General features: G+C 41.6%; 11 protein-coding genes and 1 riboswitch. Of the genes, 6 read left to right on the top strand and 5 right to left on the bottom strand.

Going from position 1 to position 16,174, the window contains the following annotated elements; translation table 11 throughout:
* Nucleotides 1-87 precede the first annotated feature (87 nt).
* The 5 genes from nifJ (at nt 88) to AB840_RS17060 (ending at nt 8,280) form a co-directional block, all read left to right on the top strand.
* Nucleotides 88-3,603 (top strand): pyruvate:ferredoxin (flavodoxin) oxidoreductase, encoded by a 3,516-nt coding sequence (gene nifJ, locus AB840_RS05545; protein ID WP_048513841.1) that lies wholly within the window; start codon nt 88-90, stop codon nt 3,601-3,603.
* Nucleotides 3,604-3,926: 323 nt separating this feature from the next.
* Nucleotides 3,927-4,298, top strand: coding sequence for an ArsR/SmtB family transcription factor (locus AB840_RS05540; RefSeq protein ID WP_048513840.1), 372 nt, complete (start codon nt 3,927-3,929; stop codon nt 4,296-4,298).
* A gap of 141 nt (nt 4,299-4,439) precedes the next feature.
* Nucleotides 4,440-6,812, top strand: coding sequence for a heavy metal translocating P-type ATPase (locus AB840_RS05535; RefSeq protein WP_048513877.1), 2,373 nt, complete (start codon nt 4,440-4,442; stop codon nt 6,810-6,812).
* Between the two features lie 267 nt (nt 6,813-7,079).
* Nucleotides 7,080-7,805 (top strand): hypothetical protein, encoded by a 726-nt coding sequence (locus AB840_RS05530; protein ID WP_048513839.1) that lies wholly within the window; start codon nt 7,080-7,082, stop codon nt 7,803-7,805.
* Between the two features lie 337 nt (nt 7,806-8,142).
* Complete coding sequence (locus AB840_RS17060; protein WP_159445801.1) at nt 8,143-8,280, top strand: hypothetical protein; 138 nt, start codon at nt 8,143-8,145, stop codon at nt 8,278-8,280.
* 182 nt (nt 8,281-8,462) lie between these two features.
* On the opposite strand, the gene AB840_RS05525 is transcribed toward AB840_RS17060, so the two are convergent.
* Both AB840_RS05525 and AB840_RS05520 read right to left on the bottom strand, forming a co-directional pair.
* A complete protein-coding gene (locus AB840_RS05525; RefSeq protein WP_048513838.1) occupies nt 8,463-9,863 on the bottom strand; it encodes a radical SAM protein in 1,401 nt (466 codons plus the stop codon).
* A 47-nt stretch (nt 9,864-9,910) separates the two neighbouring features.
* Nucleotides 9,911-10,810, bottom strand: a complete 900-nt coding sequence (locus tag AB840_RS05520; RefSeq protein WP_048513837.1) for a universal stress protein — start codon at nt 10,808-10,810, stop codon at nt 9,911-9,913.
* A gap of 177 nt (nt 10,811-10,987) precedes the next feature.
* On the opposite strand from AB840_RS05520, the gene AB840_RS05515 reads away from it, so the two are divergent.
* Nucleotides 10,988-11,929 carry a LysR family transcriptional regulator gene (locus AB840_RS05515; RefSeq protein WP_048513836.1) on the top strand — a complete coding sequence of 314 codons (942 nt, stop codon included), beginning with the start codon at nt 10,988-10,990 and terminating at the stop codon, nt 11,927-11,929.
* Between the two features lie 139 nt (nt 11,930-12,068).
* On the opposite strand, the gene AB840_RS05510 is transcribed toward AB840_RS05515, so the two are convergent.
* The 3 genes from AB840_RS05510 to AB840_RS05500 form a co-directional block, all read right to left on the bottom strand.
* Nucleotides 12,069-13,196 carry a 5-methyltetrahydropteroyltriglutamate--homocysteine S-methyltransferase gene (locus AB840_RS05510; protein WP_048513835.1) on the bottom strand — a complete coding sequence of 376 codons (1,128 nt, stop codon included), beginning with the start codon at nt 13,194-13,196 and terminating at the stop codon, nt 12,069-12,071.
* 115 nt (nt 13,197-13,311) lie between these two features.
* On the bottom strand, nt 13,312-14,475 hold the full coding sequence (locus tag AB840_RS05505; protein ID WP_048513834.1) for a MalY/PatB family protein: 1,164 nt from the start codon (nt 14,473-14,475) through the stop codon (nt 13,312-13,314).
* Between the two features lie 24 nt (nt 14,476-14,499).
* Entirely contained in the window at nt 14,500-15,630 is a 1,131-nt protein-coding gene (locus AB840_RS05500; protein ID WP_048513833.1) for a trans-sulfuration enzyme family protein, read from the bottom strand.
* A 78-nt stretch (nt 15,631-15,708) separates the two neighbouring features.
* Nucleotides 15,709-15,806: riboswitch (SAM riboswitch) on the bottom strand.
* Nucleotides 15,807-16,174 lie beyond the last annotated feature (368 nt).

The raw sequence follows: 16,174 nt of genomic DNA, 5'->3' as shown, positions 1-16,174 counted from the left end.
GTATAATAGTATCATAATATAATACAATGTATCATATTATGATACTATTATACACTTAAGGATTTTTGTATGTAAGGAGGGATTTTTATGAGTAAATACAAAAAAAGATTTAAAACGATGGACGGTAACACCGCGGCTGCGCATGTAGCATATGCATTTACCGAAGTTGCTACGATTTATCCGATTACGCCGTCTTCTCCCATGGCAGAACAGGTTGATGAATGGGCGGCTCATGGACGTAAAAATCTGTTTGGGCATACGGTCAAGGTTTCAGAAATGCAGTCTGAAGGAGGTGCTGCCGGGGCTATGCATGGGGCGTTGGCAGCCGGCGCTTTAACCACGACCTTTACGGCTTCGCAGGGATTGATGTTAATGCTGCCCGAATTATTTAAGATTGCCGGCGAGTTATTGCCCGGTGTATTTCACGTGGCCTCCCGTACTGTCGCATCGAATGCACTGAGCATTATGGGAGAAAATAATGATGTAATGACTACTCGTACAAGCGGGGTGGCAATGTTGGCAGAATCCAGTGTACAGGAAATTATGGATTTGTCTGCTGTAGCTCATGGTGCTGCTATTTCCAGCCGTATTCCGTTTATTAATTTTTTTGATGGCTTCCGTACTTCCCATGAAATACAAAAAATAGAAGTATTAGAAGAAGAAGATTTAAAACAGTTTTTGGATCCAGATGCGGTGCAGGCATTTCGGGATCGTTCGTTGAATCCGGATAAGCCGGTGCTGAGAGGTGCCGTTGATTCGGCAGAAATCTATATGCAGCATCGTGAGTCGATTAATAAATTCTATGAAAAAGTACCGGATATTGTAGAAGGTTACATGAGAAAAATAACAGCAATAACAGGTCGCGAATATCACTTGTTTAATTATACAGGCGCGCCTGATGCTGAATTTGTTGTTGTGGCGTTGGGATCTGGTGCTGAAACAACAGAAGAAGTTGTTAAATATTTAGCAGCACAAGGACAAAAAGTAGGCTGTATTAACGTGCATTTGTTTCGTCCCTGGTCGGAAAAACATTTTTTGGCGATGCTGCCTGAAACGGTTAAACGTATCGGGGTTCTTGAACGGACAAAGGAACCGGGTTCGAATGGAGAACCTTTATATCAAAGCGTTACGGCAACGTTTGCCACTATCAAAGATGCGCCGGAAGTTTATGGCGGCCGCTATGGACTGGGATCCAAGGACATTCTGCCGGCAGATATTGTTGCTTGCTTTGATAATTTACAGGCAGAAAAACCGAAAAAAAATTTTACGTTATGTATTACTGACGACGTATGCCTTTCGTCTTTACCTCGAACCAGCACAATATATGTTGGCGGTAAAAATTTAAAGTCTTGCAAATTCTGGGGATTTGGGTCAGATGGTACGGTGGGAGCCAATAAAAGCGCCATCAAAATTATTGGTGATAATACGGATATGTATGCACAGGCTTATTTTGCCTATGATTCTAAAAAATCAGGTGGTGTTACCATATCGCACTTGCGGTTTGGATCTTCGCCGATCAAAATGCCGTATCTTATTCATACAGCGGATTTTATTGCCTGCCATCGCCAATCCTATGTGCATCAATTTGAACTGCTGCAGGGAATAAAGCCTGGCGGCATATTCCTTTTAAATTGTACATGGACGCCCGACGAGTTAGAGGAAAAATTACCGGCTTCGTTGAAACGGGTCATAGCTGAAAATAAGGTGCAATTTTATATCATAAATGGCGTGGAAATTGGCCGGAAAATTGGTTTGGGAAGTCGCATTAATATGATTATGCAGGCGGCGTTCTTCAAATTAGCCAATATTATTCCCTTAGATTTGGCAATTACAAAACTAAAAGAATCTGTCATGACTGCCTATGGCAAAAAAGGACAGAAAATTGTCGACATGAACAATGCGGCGATTGATCAGGGCATACAAGCTATTGTCAAAATTGATGTTCCGAAAGAGTGGAAAATAGCGCAAGATGTGCCGGTATCAGGTGCGGCACATTCTGAATATTACAAGAAATTTGCGGATCCTATGAATCGCATGCTGGGAGATACGCTGCCGGTTAGTGCGTTTGATGGCCGGGAAGATGGGACCTATCCTACGGGGACGGCTAAGGAAGAAAAGCGGGGAGTGGCTATTTTTGTGCCCAGTTGGAATCCCAATGCTTGTATTCAGTGTAATCAATGCGCCTTTGTTTGCCCGCATGCCGCTATTCGGCCTTTTTTGATGACGCCGACTGAAGCTGAACAGGCTCCCGCTGGAATTGCGGTGACGGATGCGGCCGGCATTGCAGGTATGAAATATAGTATAGTTACGTCCGTAATGGATTGTCTGGGGTGTGGCAGCTGTACGTATGTTTGTCCCAAGCAAGCGCTTACGATGCAACCGTTTGATGATGAAGAATATAAGGCACAGGTCTGGGATTATAGTATTCATTTGCCGAAGAAGTCCAATCCGATGAAAAAGACAACAGTCAAAGGCAGTCAGTTTGAGCAGCCATTATGTGAATTTACAGGTGCTTGTGCGGGGTGCGGAGAAACACCTTATGCTAAATTATTGACGCAGTTATATGGTGATCGGATGATGATTGCCAATTCACATGGATGCTCACATGTTTGGGCTGCCAGTGCACCGGGAATAGGATATGCTGTCAACGAAAAAGGGCATGGACCCTCCTGGGCAGATTCTTTGTTTGAAGATGCTGCCGAATATGGCTATGGAATGTTCTTAGGCGTACGCAGTGGACGCGAGCTTCTTAAAGGATATGTGGCAGAGGCCATGGCAGCGGCCAGTCCTGCACTCCAAAGCGTATTGCAGGATTGGCAGGATCATATGATGGTAAGTGAAGGCACGCGGGAAAGGGCAGACGCAGTGGTGGCATTGCTTGAAAAAGAAAAAAAGGGCATTTCGATTTTAGAAGAGGTATATAGACAAAGACAGTATCTGGTAAAACGTTCCCATTGGATTTTCGGAGGCGATGGATGGTCTTATGATATCGGCTATGGCGGATTGGATCATGTATTGTCTCAAAATCAAGATATTAATGTTTTTGTATGTGATACAGAGGTGTATTCTAATACCGGCGGTCAGGCTTCTAAAGCTACGCCGACGGCAGCAGTGGCACAATTTGCGGCAGCCGGCAAAAGGAATAAGAAAAAAGATTTAGGCATGATGGCGATGACGTATGGCTACGTGTATGTGGCGCAGGTGGCTATGGGTGCTGATAAAAATCAACTTTTGAAAGCGATTACGGAAGCGGAAGCATATCCGGGTCCGTCACTGATTATCGGCTACTCACCTTGCATTTCTCACGGTCTCAAGGCAGGTCAGGGACAAAGCCAGCTGGAAGAAAAACGTGCGGTAGAATGCGGGTACTGGAATTTATATAGATATAATCCGGAACTGAGAAAAAAAGGACAGAATCCTTTTAAATTGGATTCCGCTAAACCGACAGCAAACTTTAGGGAGTTTCTTATGGGTGAAGTGAGATATTCGTCCTTGAAAAAAACCTTTCCGGAAATAGCGGAAGCACTTTTTGCCGATACGGAACACGATGCGAGGGAGCGGTATGAAAGTTATGTGAGATTGCAAAAATCACTGGATCTGTAATATAATACAGCTGCTGATCCCCTGATGGTTTAATACCATTTTACTTCTTAGGTGACATAGAAAGAGGCTGTTGTTTGTTGAGTCCAAGGAGTATCCAAAAGAAGATTTAAACAACAGTAAGATATTTGTTGGAAGGAGTGTCCTTTGCTTTGCGTAAGCCTTCGGGTGGTGTAAAATAATATTGCATCACGCGAAGGTTTTTATTATATAAATAATGTGACTACTTCCGCAGCTGTTTCTTTAAATTTGTGATAAAACAATATGTTATTGACAGGAAAATAAAAAATGAAATATAATATCTAGCAGGATAGGAGGATGGTGACATGGAAAAGGATGGAACTGATATTTACAGATGTGACTGTAATACAATTCATGAGGAGGTTGTTATAAAAGTACGGAAGCAAATGCTTGACGATGATACATATATAGATATTGCCGATATTTTCAAAATATTTTGTGATTCTACCCGTGTTAAGATTATTGGGGCATTATTACATGCGGAAATGTGCGTGTGTGATATATCCGTGCTTCTTGGAATGACAAAGTCTTCTATTTCACATCAATTGAGAATCTTAAAACAAGCAAAAATGGTAAAATATCGCCGAGACGGGCGCGTTATCTATTATTCACTGGCAGATAGGCATGTTAAGGCTATTTTTGATCAAGGTCTGGCGCATGTGTATGAGAAGGAGTGAGGCCTGTCAGTTTTCCGTGACATATTGATTTTATTGTTGAACAATTGCGCAACAATATATCTGCATCACACGCTGTAAACTGTATTAAGAAATGGGAAAGCAAACATAAAAATGAGAAATAGTATGAAGGAAGTGGATTTTATGGAAAAGGTAATTCATAAAGAATATATTTTGGAAGGGATATGCTGCGGAAATTGTGCTGCAAAAATTGAAAAAAGCATAAAGGCGCTCCATGGAATTGTATCAGCCGATCTCGACTTTATTACGCAAACACTTTGTATATCCTTCAAGATAGATGCGGATACAACGAGTATCATGGGACAAATTAGGGAGATTATCAAGTGTAATGATGCAAATGTTGTTATAAGAGAGAAAATGCAATTGGCAGAAGGGAAAAAAGAAATATATCTGCAAGGTTTGTGCTGTACTGTTTGTGCGGGAAAAATTGAATCAAGAATAAAAAAGCTAAATGGCGTAAAGTATGTCAGCGTCGATACTATTTCTCAAAAAATGACGATTGAGACGGATAACGAGCATCAGTTACCGGGAATTTTGCGTCAAGCCTCTGAGATTATCCAAGAAGTGGAGCCTGATATTCAAATTTCTTATACGACAGATCCTTTGAAAAATGATAATAAAAAATGTTGTCAAAAAGTATTTCTTAAGAAAAGCTTTTTGGCTGCAGGCACGATTCTTTATGTGATTAACATGAGTTTGCAGTTTACGCAAGCTGTTAGTTTTTCTGTCTTTTTGATCAGTTACTTACTTATAGGTGGAGAGGTTATTCTGAGAGCTTTACGCAATATTTCAAAAGGGCATATTTTTGATGAAAATTTTCTTATGGCCATTGCTACCATAGGGGCTTTTGCTATTGGTGAATACCCTGAAGGGGTTGCTGTTATGCTGTTTTACCAAATCGGAGAAGGCTTTCAGCGGTTAGCTGTCAGCCGGTCTAAAAAAAATATTGCATCGCTTATGAATTTGCGTCCTGACTTTGTGAATTTAAAAATAAATAATAGTATCCAAAAGGTATCTCCTGAAGAAGTGGCGGTAGGCGATAGTATTTTAGTGAAGCCGGGGGAGAGAATCCCTATGGATGGCAGAATTACGAATGGAATATCGTCTCTGGACCTATCGGCTTTGACTGGGGAATCTTTACCGCGTGATGTAAAGAGCGGCGATGAAGTGATGTCTGGGGCAATTAACAAAAGCGGGCTTCTTACTGTTGAGGTTTCAAAAGAATTTGGCGAATCTACCGTTTCTAAGATACTCAGCCTTGTAGAAAATGCCAGCAGTAAAAAGGCTCCAACAGAAAATTTTATTACAACTTTTGCAAGATATTATACTCCTGTGGTAACAGTTGCGGCAGTTGTTCTGGCAATCATTCCGCCACTCATATGGGCAGGAGAGTCTTTTAACATCTGGCTGTACAGAGCATTGGCTTTTCTTGTCGTTTCTTGCCCGTGTGCACTCGTCATCTCCGTTCCGTTGACTTTTTTTGGAGGAATTGGAGGGGCTTCCAGAAATGGAGTTTTGGTTAAAGGAAGTAACTATTTGGAGGGTCTTAATCATATTGATACGATCATTATGGATAAAACGGGGACCGTAACCAAAGGTGTTTTTAGTGTACATTCCATTATTGCGCAGAATGGATTCAGTGAACAGGACATTTTGTATTATGCTTCTTGTGCTGAAAAATATTCAAATCATCCTATTGCCGAATCGATTATAAGGGCATTTGGGAAAACTATTGATACGGCACAGATTGTCGCCCATGAGGACATTGCGGGATATGGGGTGAAGGCCTCGATTGATGGAAAAACAGTCTATTTAGGTAACAGCAAATTGATGAAAATGTATGCGATACCTTATCGCCCGGTATATGATGTGACCGGAATTACCATTTATCTTGCTGTGGATAAAAAATTTGCAGGATCGATTTTGATCAAGGATGAAATAAAACCTGACAGCAGAAAAACGATCCAGGGTTTAAAGACGTTAGGTGTAAGAAAAACGGTAATGCTTACAGGAGATACAAAAGCTTCCGGAGAAGCTATTGCGAAGGAGATTGGTATGGATGCTGTATATACCGAATTACTTCCACAGCAAAAGGTTGAAATATTTGAAGTGTTGGAAAAAGAAAGGCAGGGAAATGGAAAAATTGTATTTGTTGGAGATGGAGTAAATGATGCGCCGGTTCTTGCGCGGGCAGATATTGGCATTGCCATGGGCGCCATGGGATCAGATGCCGCAATTGAGGCTGCAGATATCGTGCTTATGACTGATGAGCCATTTAAAATTGTATCTGCGATTCGCATTGCAAAAAGGACGCAGGCAATTGTGTGGCAAAATATTATTTTTGCTGTGGTGATAAAAATAGTATTGTTAATCTTTGCCGCAGTTGGTATGGCCACCATGTGGGAGGCCGTATTTGGCGATGTAGGGGTAACTGTATTAGCAGTATTGAATGCGATGCGGGCAGTACGGACTGGCAGTATGATGGAAATGCAATAATATATTATCATATTCCTGGCACAATACATATCGGAATTTAAAAGGAGAGATAGTACTGAGATCCGTCCTTGCGCTTGAAACAAGAAGCAATACATTAGGTTAGATCATATTTTTTATTGTAATTAGGTAGCAATGTTGTGGTAAAAGCGGTACAATCGATCTGTAATTTTATTTGTTTAGGCGGCGAAACACTGCTTGCAGGAAATCGCAGGAGTTTCCTTTTTAGAAAGAATACCTGTGTTACAGGGTGTTAGAAAGAGATGATATATGATGAAAAGAATAATGGCAGGTATGATGGCCATTATGGTTTTAAGCTTTACTGTACCAGCCTCAGCGGCGTATTGGGATGAGCTGCAGCAGGATGTCGGTACGGTTGTGGCACCGTATGAACCGTATGTGAGTGTCGTAAAAAACACATGGGATAGCCAGTCCCTGGAACATATTATACAAGGAAAATTTGATGTACCCGATGATGTGATCAACACAATACTTTCTCAGGAAATCAGTGATAGTGATACGGTGAAGGAAATACACGTTATATCCCATGCCAATGGACGGCTGGATATTCATGCGGAGACAGCTGCGTATGGCGGTATCGATATTTCCGGTACGATTGATTCTTTTATTCATGACGGAGATCTGTCGTATATGATCTATACTGTAAAAGAAAAAGACTTAGCCGGACATGGAGGTATCAAGGGCTGGATATTTTCCCATCTTTCTGTAGCGATGTTGGCAAAGCTTGTAGGTCCTATTTCGTTTAACGATGATGTAACGACAAAAATCCAGGGAAATACTATAAAAGTTGATTATAGTCAGGCTCTAAAAAAATCGGCATTGGCCCAAACCGCTATTGCGGGTTATAATCTTGCGGATGCATTACAGATTGAGGGCGCAGTGCCTCATGAGGGCTATGTGGAATTTCAAACTTCATTGCAGGTCCCTGTAGAAATACAAAATTTGCTTTTACGTATTTTGAACACAACGAAGTAATAGAATAAGGAGCAATTCCTCCTTTAGGGTAATGGATCGCAGTGAGAAATGCGGAGTTGATCAAGTTAGCTGTTTAGGAAAGCGCTTCTCTTTTCCTGCTTGAACCATCTAAAACGGGTTTTATTTTATGATACTGGGGGAAATGAGCGAATACTGTTCAAAATAGAGTCTTTGACTGTGTTAATTATAGAAGATAGTACAGTTTGGTATCGTCTGTTAAGTGCAGTGTTCTGCGAATACATGGAAAACAATGAATCAAATTGGAGGATAAGATGGGCACATTGAACGGAAGAATATTACGGAAGTGCGATAAATTGTAAAATGTGTTTTTGCGATTGTGAAAAGAGCTTCAGGCAGGACGCCGGGTAGTTTTGCTTATGGTAGTGATAGTACAGTCTCTATGCTTCATGCTGCCGGCAGCTGCTGGTGCGGGAGGAAGGGCACGCTGGCCGGCACGATCGGCGGTGGATTATAAGGCGTGCGAAGTGGGCCGGAAAATGCACAAGAAAAAACGTCATTTCTGAGCTTTCGATATCGTTGCGGTCTGGGGGAATTTCATATTCAGAACGTGTTTTTTGGTACGGGAAATGCTTCCGGATTCAACTTTTTATACTGCAAAATGGATTCAGAAAAATCTGAATCCATTGAGATAAATTATTATAAAATTTTTTGTTCCGAAATTTTTTCGTTTTCTTCGGTTTGGATTTCTGTCCAGAGTTTATCTGCCACAGGCAGCCAATGCTCAGCATATTCTTTACACTTTTCACAAAGATGATCGACTGATTCAGGGGATTGCATATCCGTTGATTTAGCGCCGCTGCGCTTTACCATTTCTGCCAGATATTGCGGATTTTCCAACATGGGACATGGGCGAAGATGATTATGATTAAAAGGTTGCCCTTTAGCGTATTCTTGGAATAACGGTTGTTGCAGACAGGAAATCAGGCTTTGTTCCTTGATATTGGCACTGGAATAATGAATAAAGACACAGGGTTCGACGTCGCCATTAGGATTGATGTGGCAGTAGTTGCGGCCACCAGCGACACAGCCGTCAATGAATTGACCATCATTTTGAAAATCAATAGCAAAAATTGGTTTGCCTCCCTTGACCCCGCGAATTTCACGGATGCGGCGTATCATATAAGCTCGCTGTTCCTTTGTGGGCAATAAATCAACGGATGCGTTATTGCCGACCGGCATGTAGTGAAAATACCAAGTAAACCAAGCTCCCTTACTGATGAGAAGATCAAGAAATGTATCGGATGTGACGGTTTGAATATTGTTGCGAGTATAACAAATTGATGTTCCGAAAACGATGCCGTAGTGACGTAAAAGATCCATGGCGTGCATAACACTGTCAAAGACACCCGTACCACGGCGGCTATCATTAACTTCACGGAAGCCTTCTACGCTGATAGAAAAGCTTAAATTACCGACTTTTGTTACTTCTTGGCAAAAAACATCGTCGATAAGGGTGCCATTCGTGAAGGCATGAAATTCACAGTCTGCGTGACTCTTACAAAGTTTCAAGATATCCATTTTGCGAACGAGAGGTTCCCCGCCTGTGAGAAGATAAAAGTGACAGCCTACGGCAGTGCCTTCGTTGACGATTTTATCCATGATATCGTAAGAAAGATTCATCGTATGACCATATTCAGCGGCCCAACAGCCAATACAGTGTAAATTGCAGGCACTGGTAGGATCAAAAAGGATAGCCCAAGGAATATTACAATGATATTTAGTCATGGATAAGTTGCGGTTTCTCAATCCATAGAAACCAGATTCAAATCCCAAATCCATAATGGCAGTTCGTACAATATTAGGATTAAGCGTGTCTAAAGCGCGATTGAGAAATTGAAACCATTTTCCACCTTCATCGATGAGTTTGCGGGCGTCGCTGAAAGATTTTTTTTGAAATAAATCACCAAAGAAAGTCTCCATAACATATGATAACCGTTTTAATGTTTTTTTACGGTCTTTAGAATTTTTTTCATTAATAATGCGATTGACTAAAAGAACAATCGACTCCTTTTGTGCTTCATGCATAAATTTATTCAATGGGAACATCTCCTGTTATAAGTAGTAATACCTACGCTTTTTATTTCTTAACGGATGATAAGAACCGGCAGTCCAGAATGGGATGCAACATAGCGACCGACACTGCCCAGGAGGACACTCTTAATGCGACTCAGCCCACGGCTGCCCATAATAATAAGATCAGCATGAGTGGTATCGGCAGTTTGCAAAATGATTGATCCCGGTGAACCAATTTTATAGAGACATTGTACAGGGACATTTAAAGAGAGCTGTTCTTTACAGCGCAAAAAGGCGTTATCACCTTTTGTTTTCATATGAGCGGACAATGCCTGGAGTTCATGAGAGTGTATCATGTCAGGTATTTTTGTGTTTTTTAGGCCATTCTGAACGCTGGCGACGTACAGTACAGTGAGTGAAGCATTATTCCCTTTGGCAAGAAGTTCAGCTTGCTTTAAAGCTTGCAAAGATGATTCAGAACCATCAATTGGGACGAGGATATTATGGTATGAACCCTTCTTTTTATCGCGGGCCAAAAGAATTGGGCATGAAGCGTGGGTTACAACGTACGTGCTAACACTGCCGAGAAGAAAATTCTGGAGGGGTTGATTACTGCCGCGGCCCATGCAAATGAGATCTGCCGGCAAAGCTTGTTGTTCTTCTAGAATGGATGTTTCCGGTGCACCGAGCTTAAAAATGGACTTTACTGGAATGGAAGACGGGATACGTGCGGCCGCTTGTTTTAAAATGTCCATACTGCGGGACTGAGCAGACGCGGTAATTGCATCCATCGCTAGTTCACTGCAGTTTTCCATATGACTGAATTCATTGAGAATATATGCCATATTAGCGACGCTCAGCAGCGTAATGGATGCACCGGATATTTCTGAAATAGAAATGGCATGGTCCAATGCTTGATTGGAAGAATCTTCCCCATCGACGGGGACGAGAATATTTTTATAGGTAATCATGATAAAGCCTCCTTGGTTTCTATTCTAAGCATATAATCGAATAGGCCTGCCGTCAAAGTGGTTTTGTAATATACATGGTATAGTGCATGTGTTATAATCTTTACATTGTGTTATAATGTTTACATATAAGGTAATGGTTTTCTGTTATTTTTTACAGTATTAGGGGTTCTATGGATTATGGATTCAGATAGAAGAGAATATGAATATATCCATAAAATTATGGAAACAGGGAGTTTTATGGCTGCCGCGGAGAAACTGTATATCACCCAACCTTCGCTCAGTCAGTTTATTCGCCGCATTGAACGCCATTTGGGAGCCGAATTATTTGATCGGACACATCAGCCGATCCGGCTTACCGAGGCAGGATGCCTTTATTTAGAAATTGAAGGACAGATACGAGAACTCTGTAAAATACGGGAACAGCGGATTCGGGATTTGGATCAGACTATCTGCGGGATAGTGCGGATCGGCAGCTCTAATTATCGTAGTATGACGATCTTAGCCCAGGCAATACCGGTGATCCGCGCACGCTATCCACACATTGATATTTGTTTGGAAGAAGGAACTACATGGGAGTTAGAAGCCTTTGCGTTACAAGGAAAAACTGATTTTTCCATCGTGGTCAGGCCTTCTTTTGCCACATCCTTAACGTATGTTGAGCTGTTTCGAGAAGAATTGCTGTTAGCGTTGTCTCCGCAATGGGATAATGGTAACGATGCCGTTTTTCAAAAAGAACTCCACTCTGATTACCCAGTATTTAATTATCAGCAGCTAGCGAAACGTCCTTTTGTGGTTATGAAAGAAGGGCAGGAACTGCGTCATTCTTTTTTTGCTTTGACGAAGGCGTTGGCTATTTCGCCCTCTATTTCTCTGGAAACGACGGATATGATTACCGCGCAGACTTTAGCTGGTATAGGGGTCGGTGCCGCTATTGTCCCTGGCGGATTGGCAGCTTCGTATAAACCTCCCGTACAGCCGCATTATTTTTCCCTGCGAGCGTATCTTGATGATTGGGATGTGGTCTTGGCTTATAAAACCGGAAGATATCTGTCTAAGGCTGACCGAGCCGTTATGGCGGTTATTTGTGAGCTGATCCGTACTCCTGAAACGGTACTATGATACTACTGCTTGTCATCAGTTGAAACACGATGATTTGTGAGATAATCTGATAGTACCTTTGCTATGACGATACGGAGTATTCCGGATAACTAAAAAGATGACCATTGAAAAAATAAAAATTCAATGGTCATCTTTTTAGTTATCCCCATACTTCTTCAGCAATAGTTTTGACTAACGCAATTTTTTTCCATTGGTCTTCTTCCGTTAGAATATTCCCTTCTTCTGTTGAAGAAAATCCGCATTGTGGACTGAGGCATAGCCTGTCCAGCGGGATGATTTGCGAAGCCTCCTTAATCCTGGAAATAATAGCTGACTTATTCTCTAATTTGGGTCGCTTAGAGGTGATAAGCCCCAGTACGACAATTTTGTTATCTGTAATATCTTGTAATGGTGTAAAATCTCCGGAACGATCATCATCGAATTCTAAATAATATCCCGTTACATTTTCTTTCCCAAATAGAACTTTGCTTACAGGAGCATATCCTCCGCTTGTAGCCCAAGTAGAATGATAATTACCACGGCATACATGTGTATTGATAACCAAGTTATCAGGAAGATCTGCAATAGCGTCGTTATTTAATTGAAGATATACTTCCTGCAAGGCCTGGATATTGGATTCTCCGCCAGATTGATTTTTCCAGTAGTTCATATCGCAAAGCATACCCCAGGTGCAGTCGTCTAATTGAAGATTACGGCAGCCTTCGGCATATAACGCAAGAATAAAGTCATGATACGCTTGGATTAAGTCATGATAGGCATCTTCTCTATTGGGATATACTGCATCTAACGATTTTTCGTTTTCCCCGCGTACTAATTCAGAAAAAAACTGAGCGGGTCCTGGGATGGTTTGTCGCGTTTGGGCGCGTGTTCCAACAATCTCTTTTAAGAAACGAAAGTGTTTTAAAAATGGATGATCCACAAAGCGAATTTTGTTGATTACCCTTGCGGAATCTGCTCTGGTTTCTTCTCCATGGAAAAGGTAGCCTTGCGTTAACACGTTATGCTCGATTCCAGAGAATCCCCACATAAAATCCAGGTGCCAATAACTGCGCCGAAATTCACCATCTGTTACCGCATGCAGACCAATGGCTATTTCTTTTTCAACCAAATCACGGATCCAGAAATTTTCTAATTCTGTCAGCTCTTGGTGTGTAAGTTTGTTCTTGGCAAAATCGGCGCGCCCTTTTTTTAATGCGTCTGGACGTAAAAAACTGCCAACGATATCGTAGCGAAAGGGGGAAGATGTTCTTTGTGTTAATGTTTTCATAATAATTGTCTCCTTTTTAAATAAGTATGTACGGTTTTACTTTGTTTTTGTAATCTAGAAAAGATATATGTTACCGCATTTATAATAGAGTAAACCTGTTGATTGTAGCGTGGTATTATATGACTGTACTTAGTTTTTCTAAGGCTGTTTTTAAAATAATACGTGGGCATGCGATATTCAACCTTTCAAATCCTGTACCGTCAGGACCGAACATGGCACCGCTGTCAAGCCAAAGACCGGCCTGATTTAACAATACATCCTCACGCTGGGCTTCTGTCAATCCTAATGGACGGAAATCAAGCCAAACCAGATAGGTACCTTCAGGACGGATGAATTTGATTTGAGGGAGGTGTTTTTGCAGAAATATTTGTGTATAATTGATGTTCTCATATAGATATAATTTCAATTCATCCAACCAGGGTGCCCCTTCACGATATGCGATTTCGCCGGCGATAAGACCTAATGTATTTAATTGGCTATACCCGGCTTTGGCAATTTCTTTTTTAAATTTTCGGCGTAGATTTTTGTTAGGAATAAAGATATTGGATAATTGCAGGCCCGCAATGTTAAATGTTTTGCTTGGTGAGGTACAGATAATAGAATTTTGCTCATATTTTTCACCGAGTGATGCAAAGACCGTGTGTACGTAACCGGGCCAAACAAAATCCTCATGAATTTCATCGGCGACGATCAGTACATGATGCGATAAGCAAATATCACCCAGTTGAATTAATTCTTCTTTTGTCCATACACGACCGCCTGGATTATGGGGACTGCAGAGTAAGAGAAGCTTTACTTTATGATCCATAATCTTTTTTTCGAAAATTTTAAAATCAATGGTGTAGTGCCCGTCTTTTAGAACGAGAGGGGCATTAATTAAATTTCGCTTGTTGTCCTGAATCACCTCACTGAATGGGTAGTAAACTGGCTGCTGAATTAATATACTGTCTCCTGGACTGGTATAGGCACGCACGGCCATGGCCAATGCAAATACGATTCCCGGTGTTTGAATAAGCCAGTCTTTTTGAATACGCCAATGGTGACGTTCCTGAAACCAGTTATACAGAATAGCATAAAAACGGTCTGGATCAGCTTCACTGTAACCAAATATACCGTGATCAATGCGTGCATGAAGTGCTTTTAAAATAGCAGGAGCGGTGGGAAAGTCCATATCGGCTACCCAAAAAGGCTGGACGGTGGCAGGCCGATGGCGGCGAAGCGCAGAATCATATTTCAGGCAATCTGTTCCGTGACGGTCTGTTATTGTGTCAAAATTCATATATATATCAACTCTTTTCTATGTTTAGCGTAACCCTTGTTTTAAATCTGCAATTAAATCATTTACATTTTCTAAGCCAACAGAAAGACGTAATAATCGCTCATTAATTCCCTTGGCAGCACATTCTTCTTTTGGGATATCACAGTGTGTTTGCAGTAATGGATAGGTAATTAAGGATTCAGTTCCGCCTAAGCTTTCTGCAAATAGGATCAGCTTGAGTTGTTTCAGAAGCTGGATGGCGGTATCTTCAGAATCAACTTCAAATGAAATCATGCCGCCAAAGCCGGTGGTTTGTTTGCTGTTGATTTCTTGCCGTGGAGATGATACCAGGCCGGGGTAATATACTTTTCGTATTTTGGGCTGTTTGCTTAGCCATTTTGCGATACGGAGTGCCGAGGCGGCATGCCGGTCCATTCGCAGAGGTAATGTTTTCAAGCCGCGACTGACAATCCAGCAATCAAAAGGAGACAAACAAGCTCCGATTGTTTTGTGCAGGAAGTGGAGACGATCTGCTTGTTCTTTATGAGCCGTAATAATAAAACCTGCCAGCACATCATTGTGTCCCGCAAGATATTTGGTGCCGCTGTGGATCACAATGTCAGCTCCTAACGTGAGGGGCTTTTGGAAATAAGGTGTCAGAAACGTGTTATCGACAATGACCAGCAGGTGATATTTATGAGCCAATTCACAAAGTGATTTTATGTCAGTGATTTGCATGGTTGGATTGGAAGGAGTTTCAATATAAATAGCCTTGGTTTGCGTTTGTATAGCTGCTTTTACGGCATGCAAATCTCCTGTATCAAGAGCGGAGAAGGAAATACCATTCTTTTGAGAAATTTCATTAAATAGGCGAATGGATCCTCCGTATAAATCGGCAGAATAAATGATGTGGTCGCCGGGCTTGAATAATTCCAGCACACATGCGATAGCGGCCATTCCAGAGGTAAAAGCTAATGCATCACAGCCTTCTTCCAGCGCCGCCAATGTCTTTTCCAATTGTTCTCTCGTTGGATTTTGAGACCGGCTGTAGTCATAACCGGTGCTTTGGCCCACCTCGGGATGCGCAAACGCGGTGGATACATAAATCGGCACGGTTACACTGCCTGTTGCATCCGGCTGATAACCCCCGTGAATACATGTTGTTTCAAATCTCATGAATGTTGCCTCCTTAGCAGGTTTGATTAGTATAAAAAAGACGCCATCACAGATGGCGCCATAAAACTTGTTCTATGGGTTTCATCTGCCGGATATATCCGCTGGAATTGGCACCTTTCTTGATGTAGGTTGCCGCAGCGTCATGGGGCCAGTCCCTCAGCTGCTCTGGATGAAAATATCATATTGTATCATTGAAATAATAATACAATTTTACATTGTGGTATACATTATGATTGTCAAATTTTTTAAGTACCTCATAGCAGCGTCTCCCTATGGAAAAACAACGAAATGTAATAAAAAAGGGGCTGTGAAATAACGCCCCTATAAAAACGAATGAGGATCACTGGCTCGAAAGAGCCGGTGATCCTCATTTTGTGGTAAAATTTTACGTAACTAATGAAAAATTCAACCATCAATTATTTTAAAACAAAACAGGCTATTTTGCCACTGTTTATTTCAGATTGTCTGAATATCTGCGATCCTGTGCTGGTTTTTGACCGATTTATGGAGGAAATCGACTTGGAGAAATACCTGAGCAATGTTC

This window comes from Megasphaera cerevisiae DSM 20462 (genome assembly GCF_001045675.1).
In the GTDB taxonomy this organism is placed as follows: domain Bacteria; phylum Bacillota; class Negativicutes; order Veillonellales; family Megasphaeraceae; genus Megasphaera; species Megasphaera cerevisiae.
Note: the sequence above shows the minus strand (reverse complement) of the source record. Positions and strands in the feature narration are given on the sequence as shown.

Excerpts from the sequence above, each read along its gene's own strand:
- nifJ (WP_048513841.1), top strand. The coding sequence starts at position 88 with ATGAGTAAATACAAAAAAAGATTTAAAACGATGGACGGTAACACCGCG.
- AB840_RS05540 (WP_048513840.1), top strand. The coding sequence starts at position 3,927 with ATGGAAAAGGATGGAACTGATATTTACAGATGTGACTGTAATACAATT.
- AB840_RS05535 (WP_048513877.1), top strand. The coding sequence starts at position 4,440 with ATGGAAAAGGTAATTCATAAAGAATATATTTTGGAAGGGATATGCTGC.
- AB840_RS05530 (WP_048513839.1), top strand. The coding sequence starts at position 7,080 with ATGATGAAAAGAATAATGGCAGGTATGATGGCCATTATGGTTTTAAGC.
- AB840_RS05520 (WP_048513837.1), bottom strand. The coding sequence starts at position 10,810 with ATGATTACCTATAAAAATATTCTCGTCCCCGTCGATGGGGAAGATTCT.
- AB840_RS05515 (WP_048513836.1), top strand. The coding sequence starts at position 10,988 with ATGGATTCAGATAGAAGAGAATATGAATATATCCATAAAATTATGGAA.
- AB840_RS05510 (WP_048513835.1), bottom strand. The coding sequence starts at position 13,196 with ATGAAAACATTAACACAAAGAACATCTTCCCCCTTTCGCTACGATATC.
- AB840_RS05505 (WP_048513834.1), bottom strand. The coding sequence starts at position 14,475 with ATGAATTTTGACACAATAACAGACCGTCACGGAACAGATTGCCTGAAA.
- AB840_RS05500 (WP_048513833.1), bottom strand. The coding sequence starts at position 15,630 with ATGAGATTTGAAACAACATGTATTCACGGGGGTTATCAGCCGGATGCA.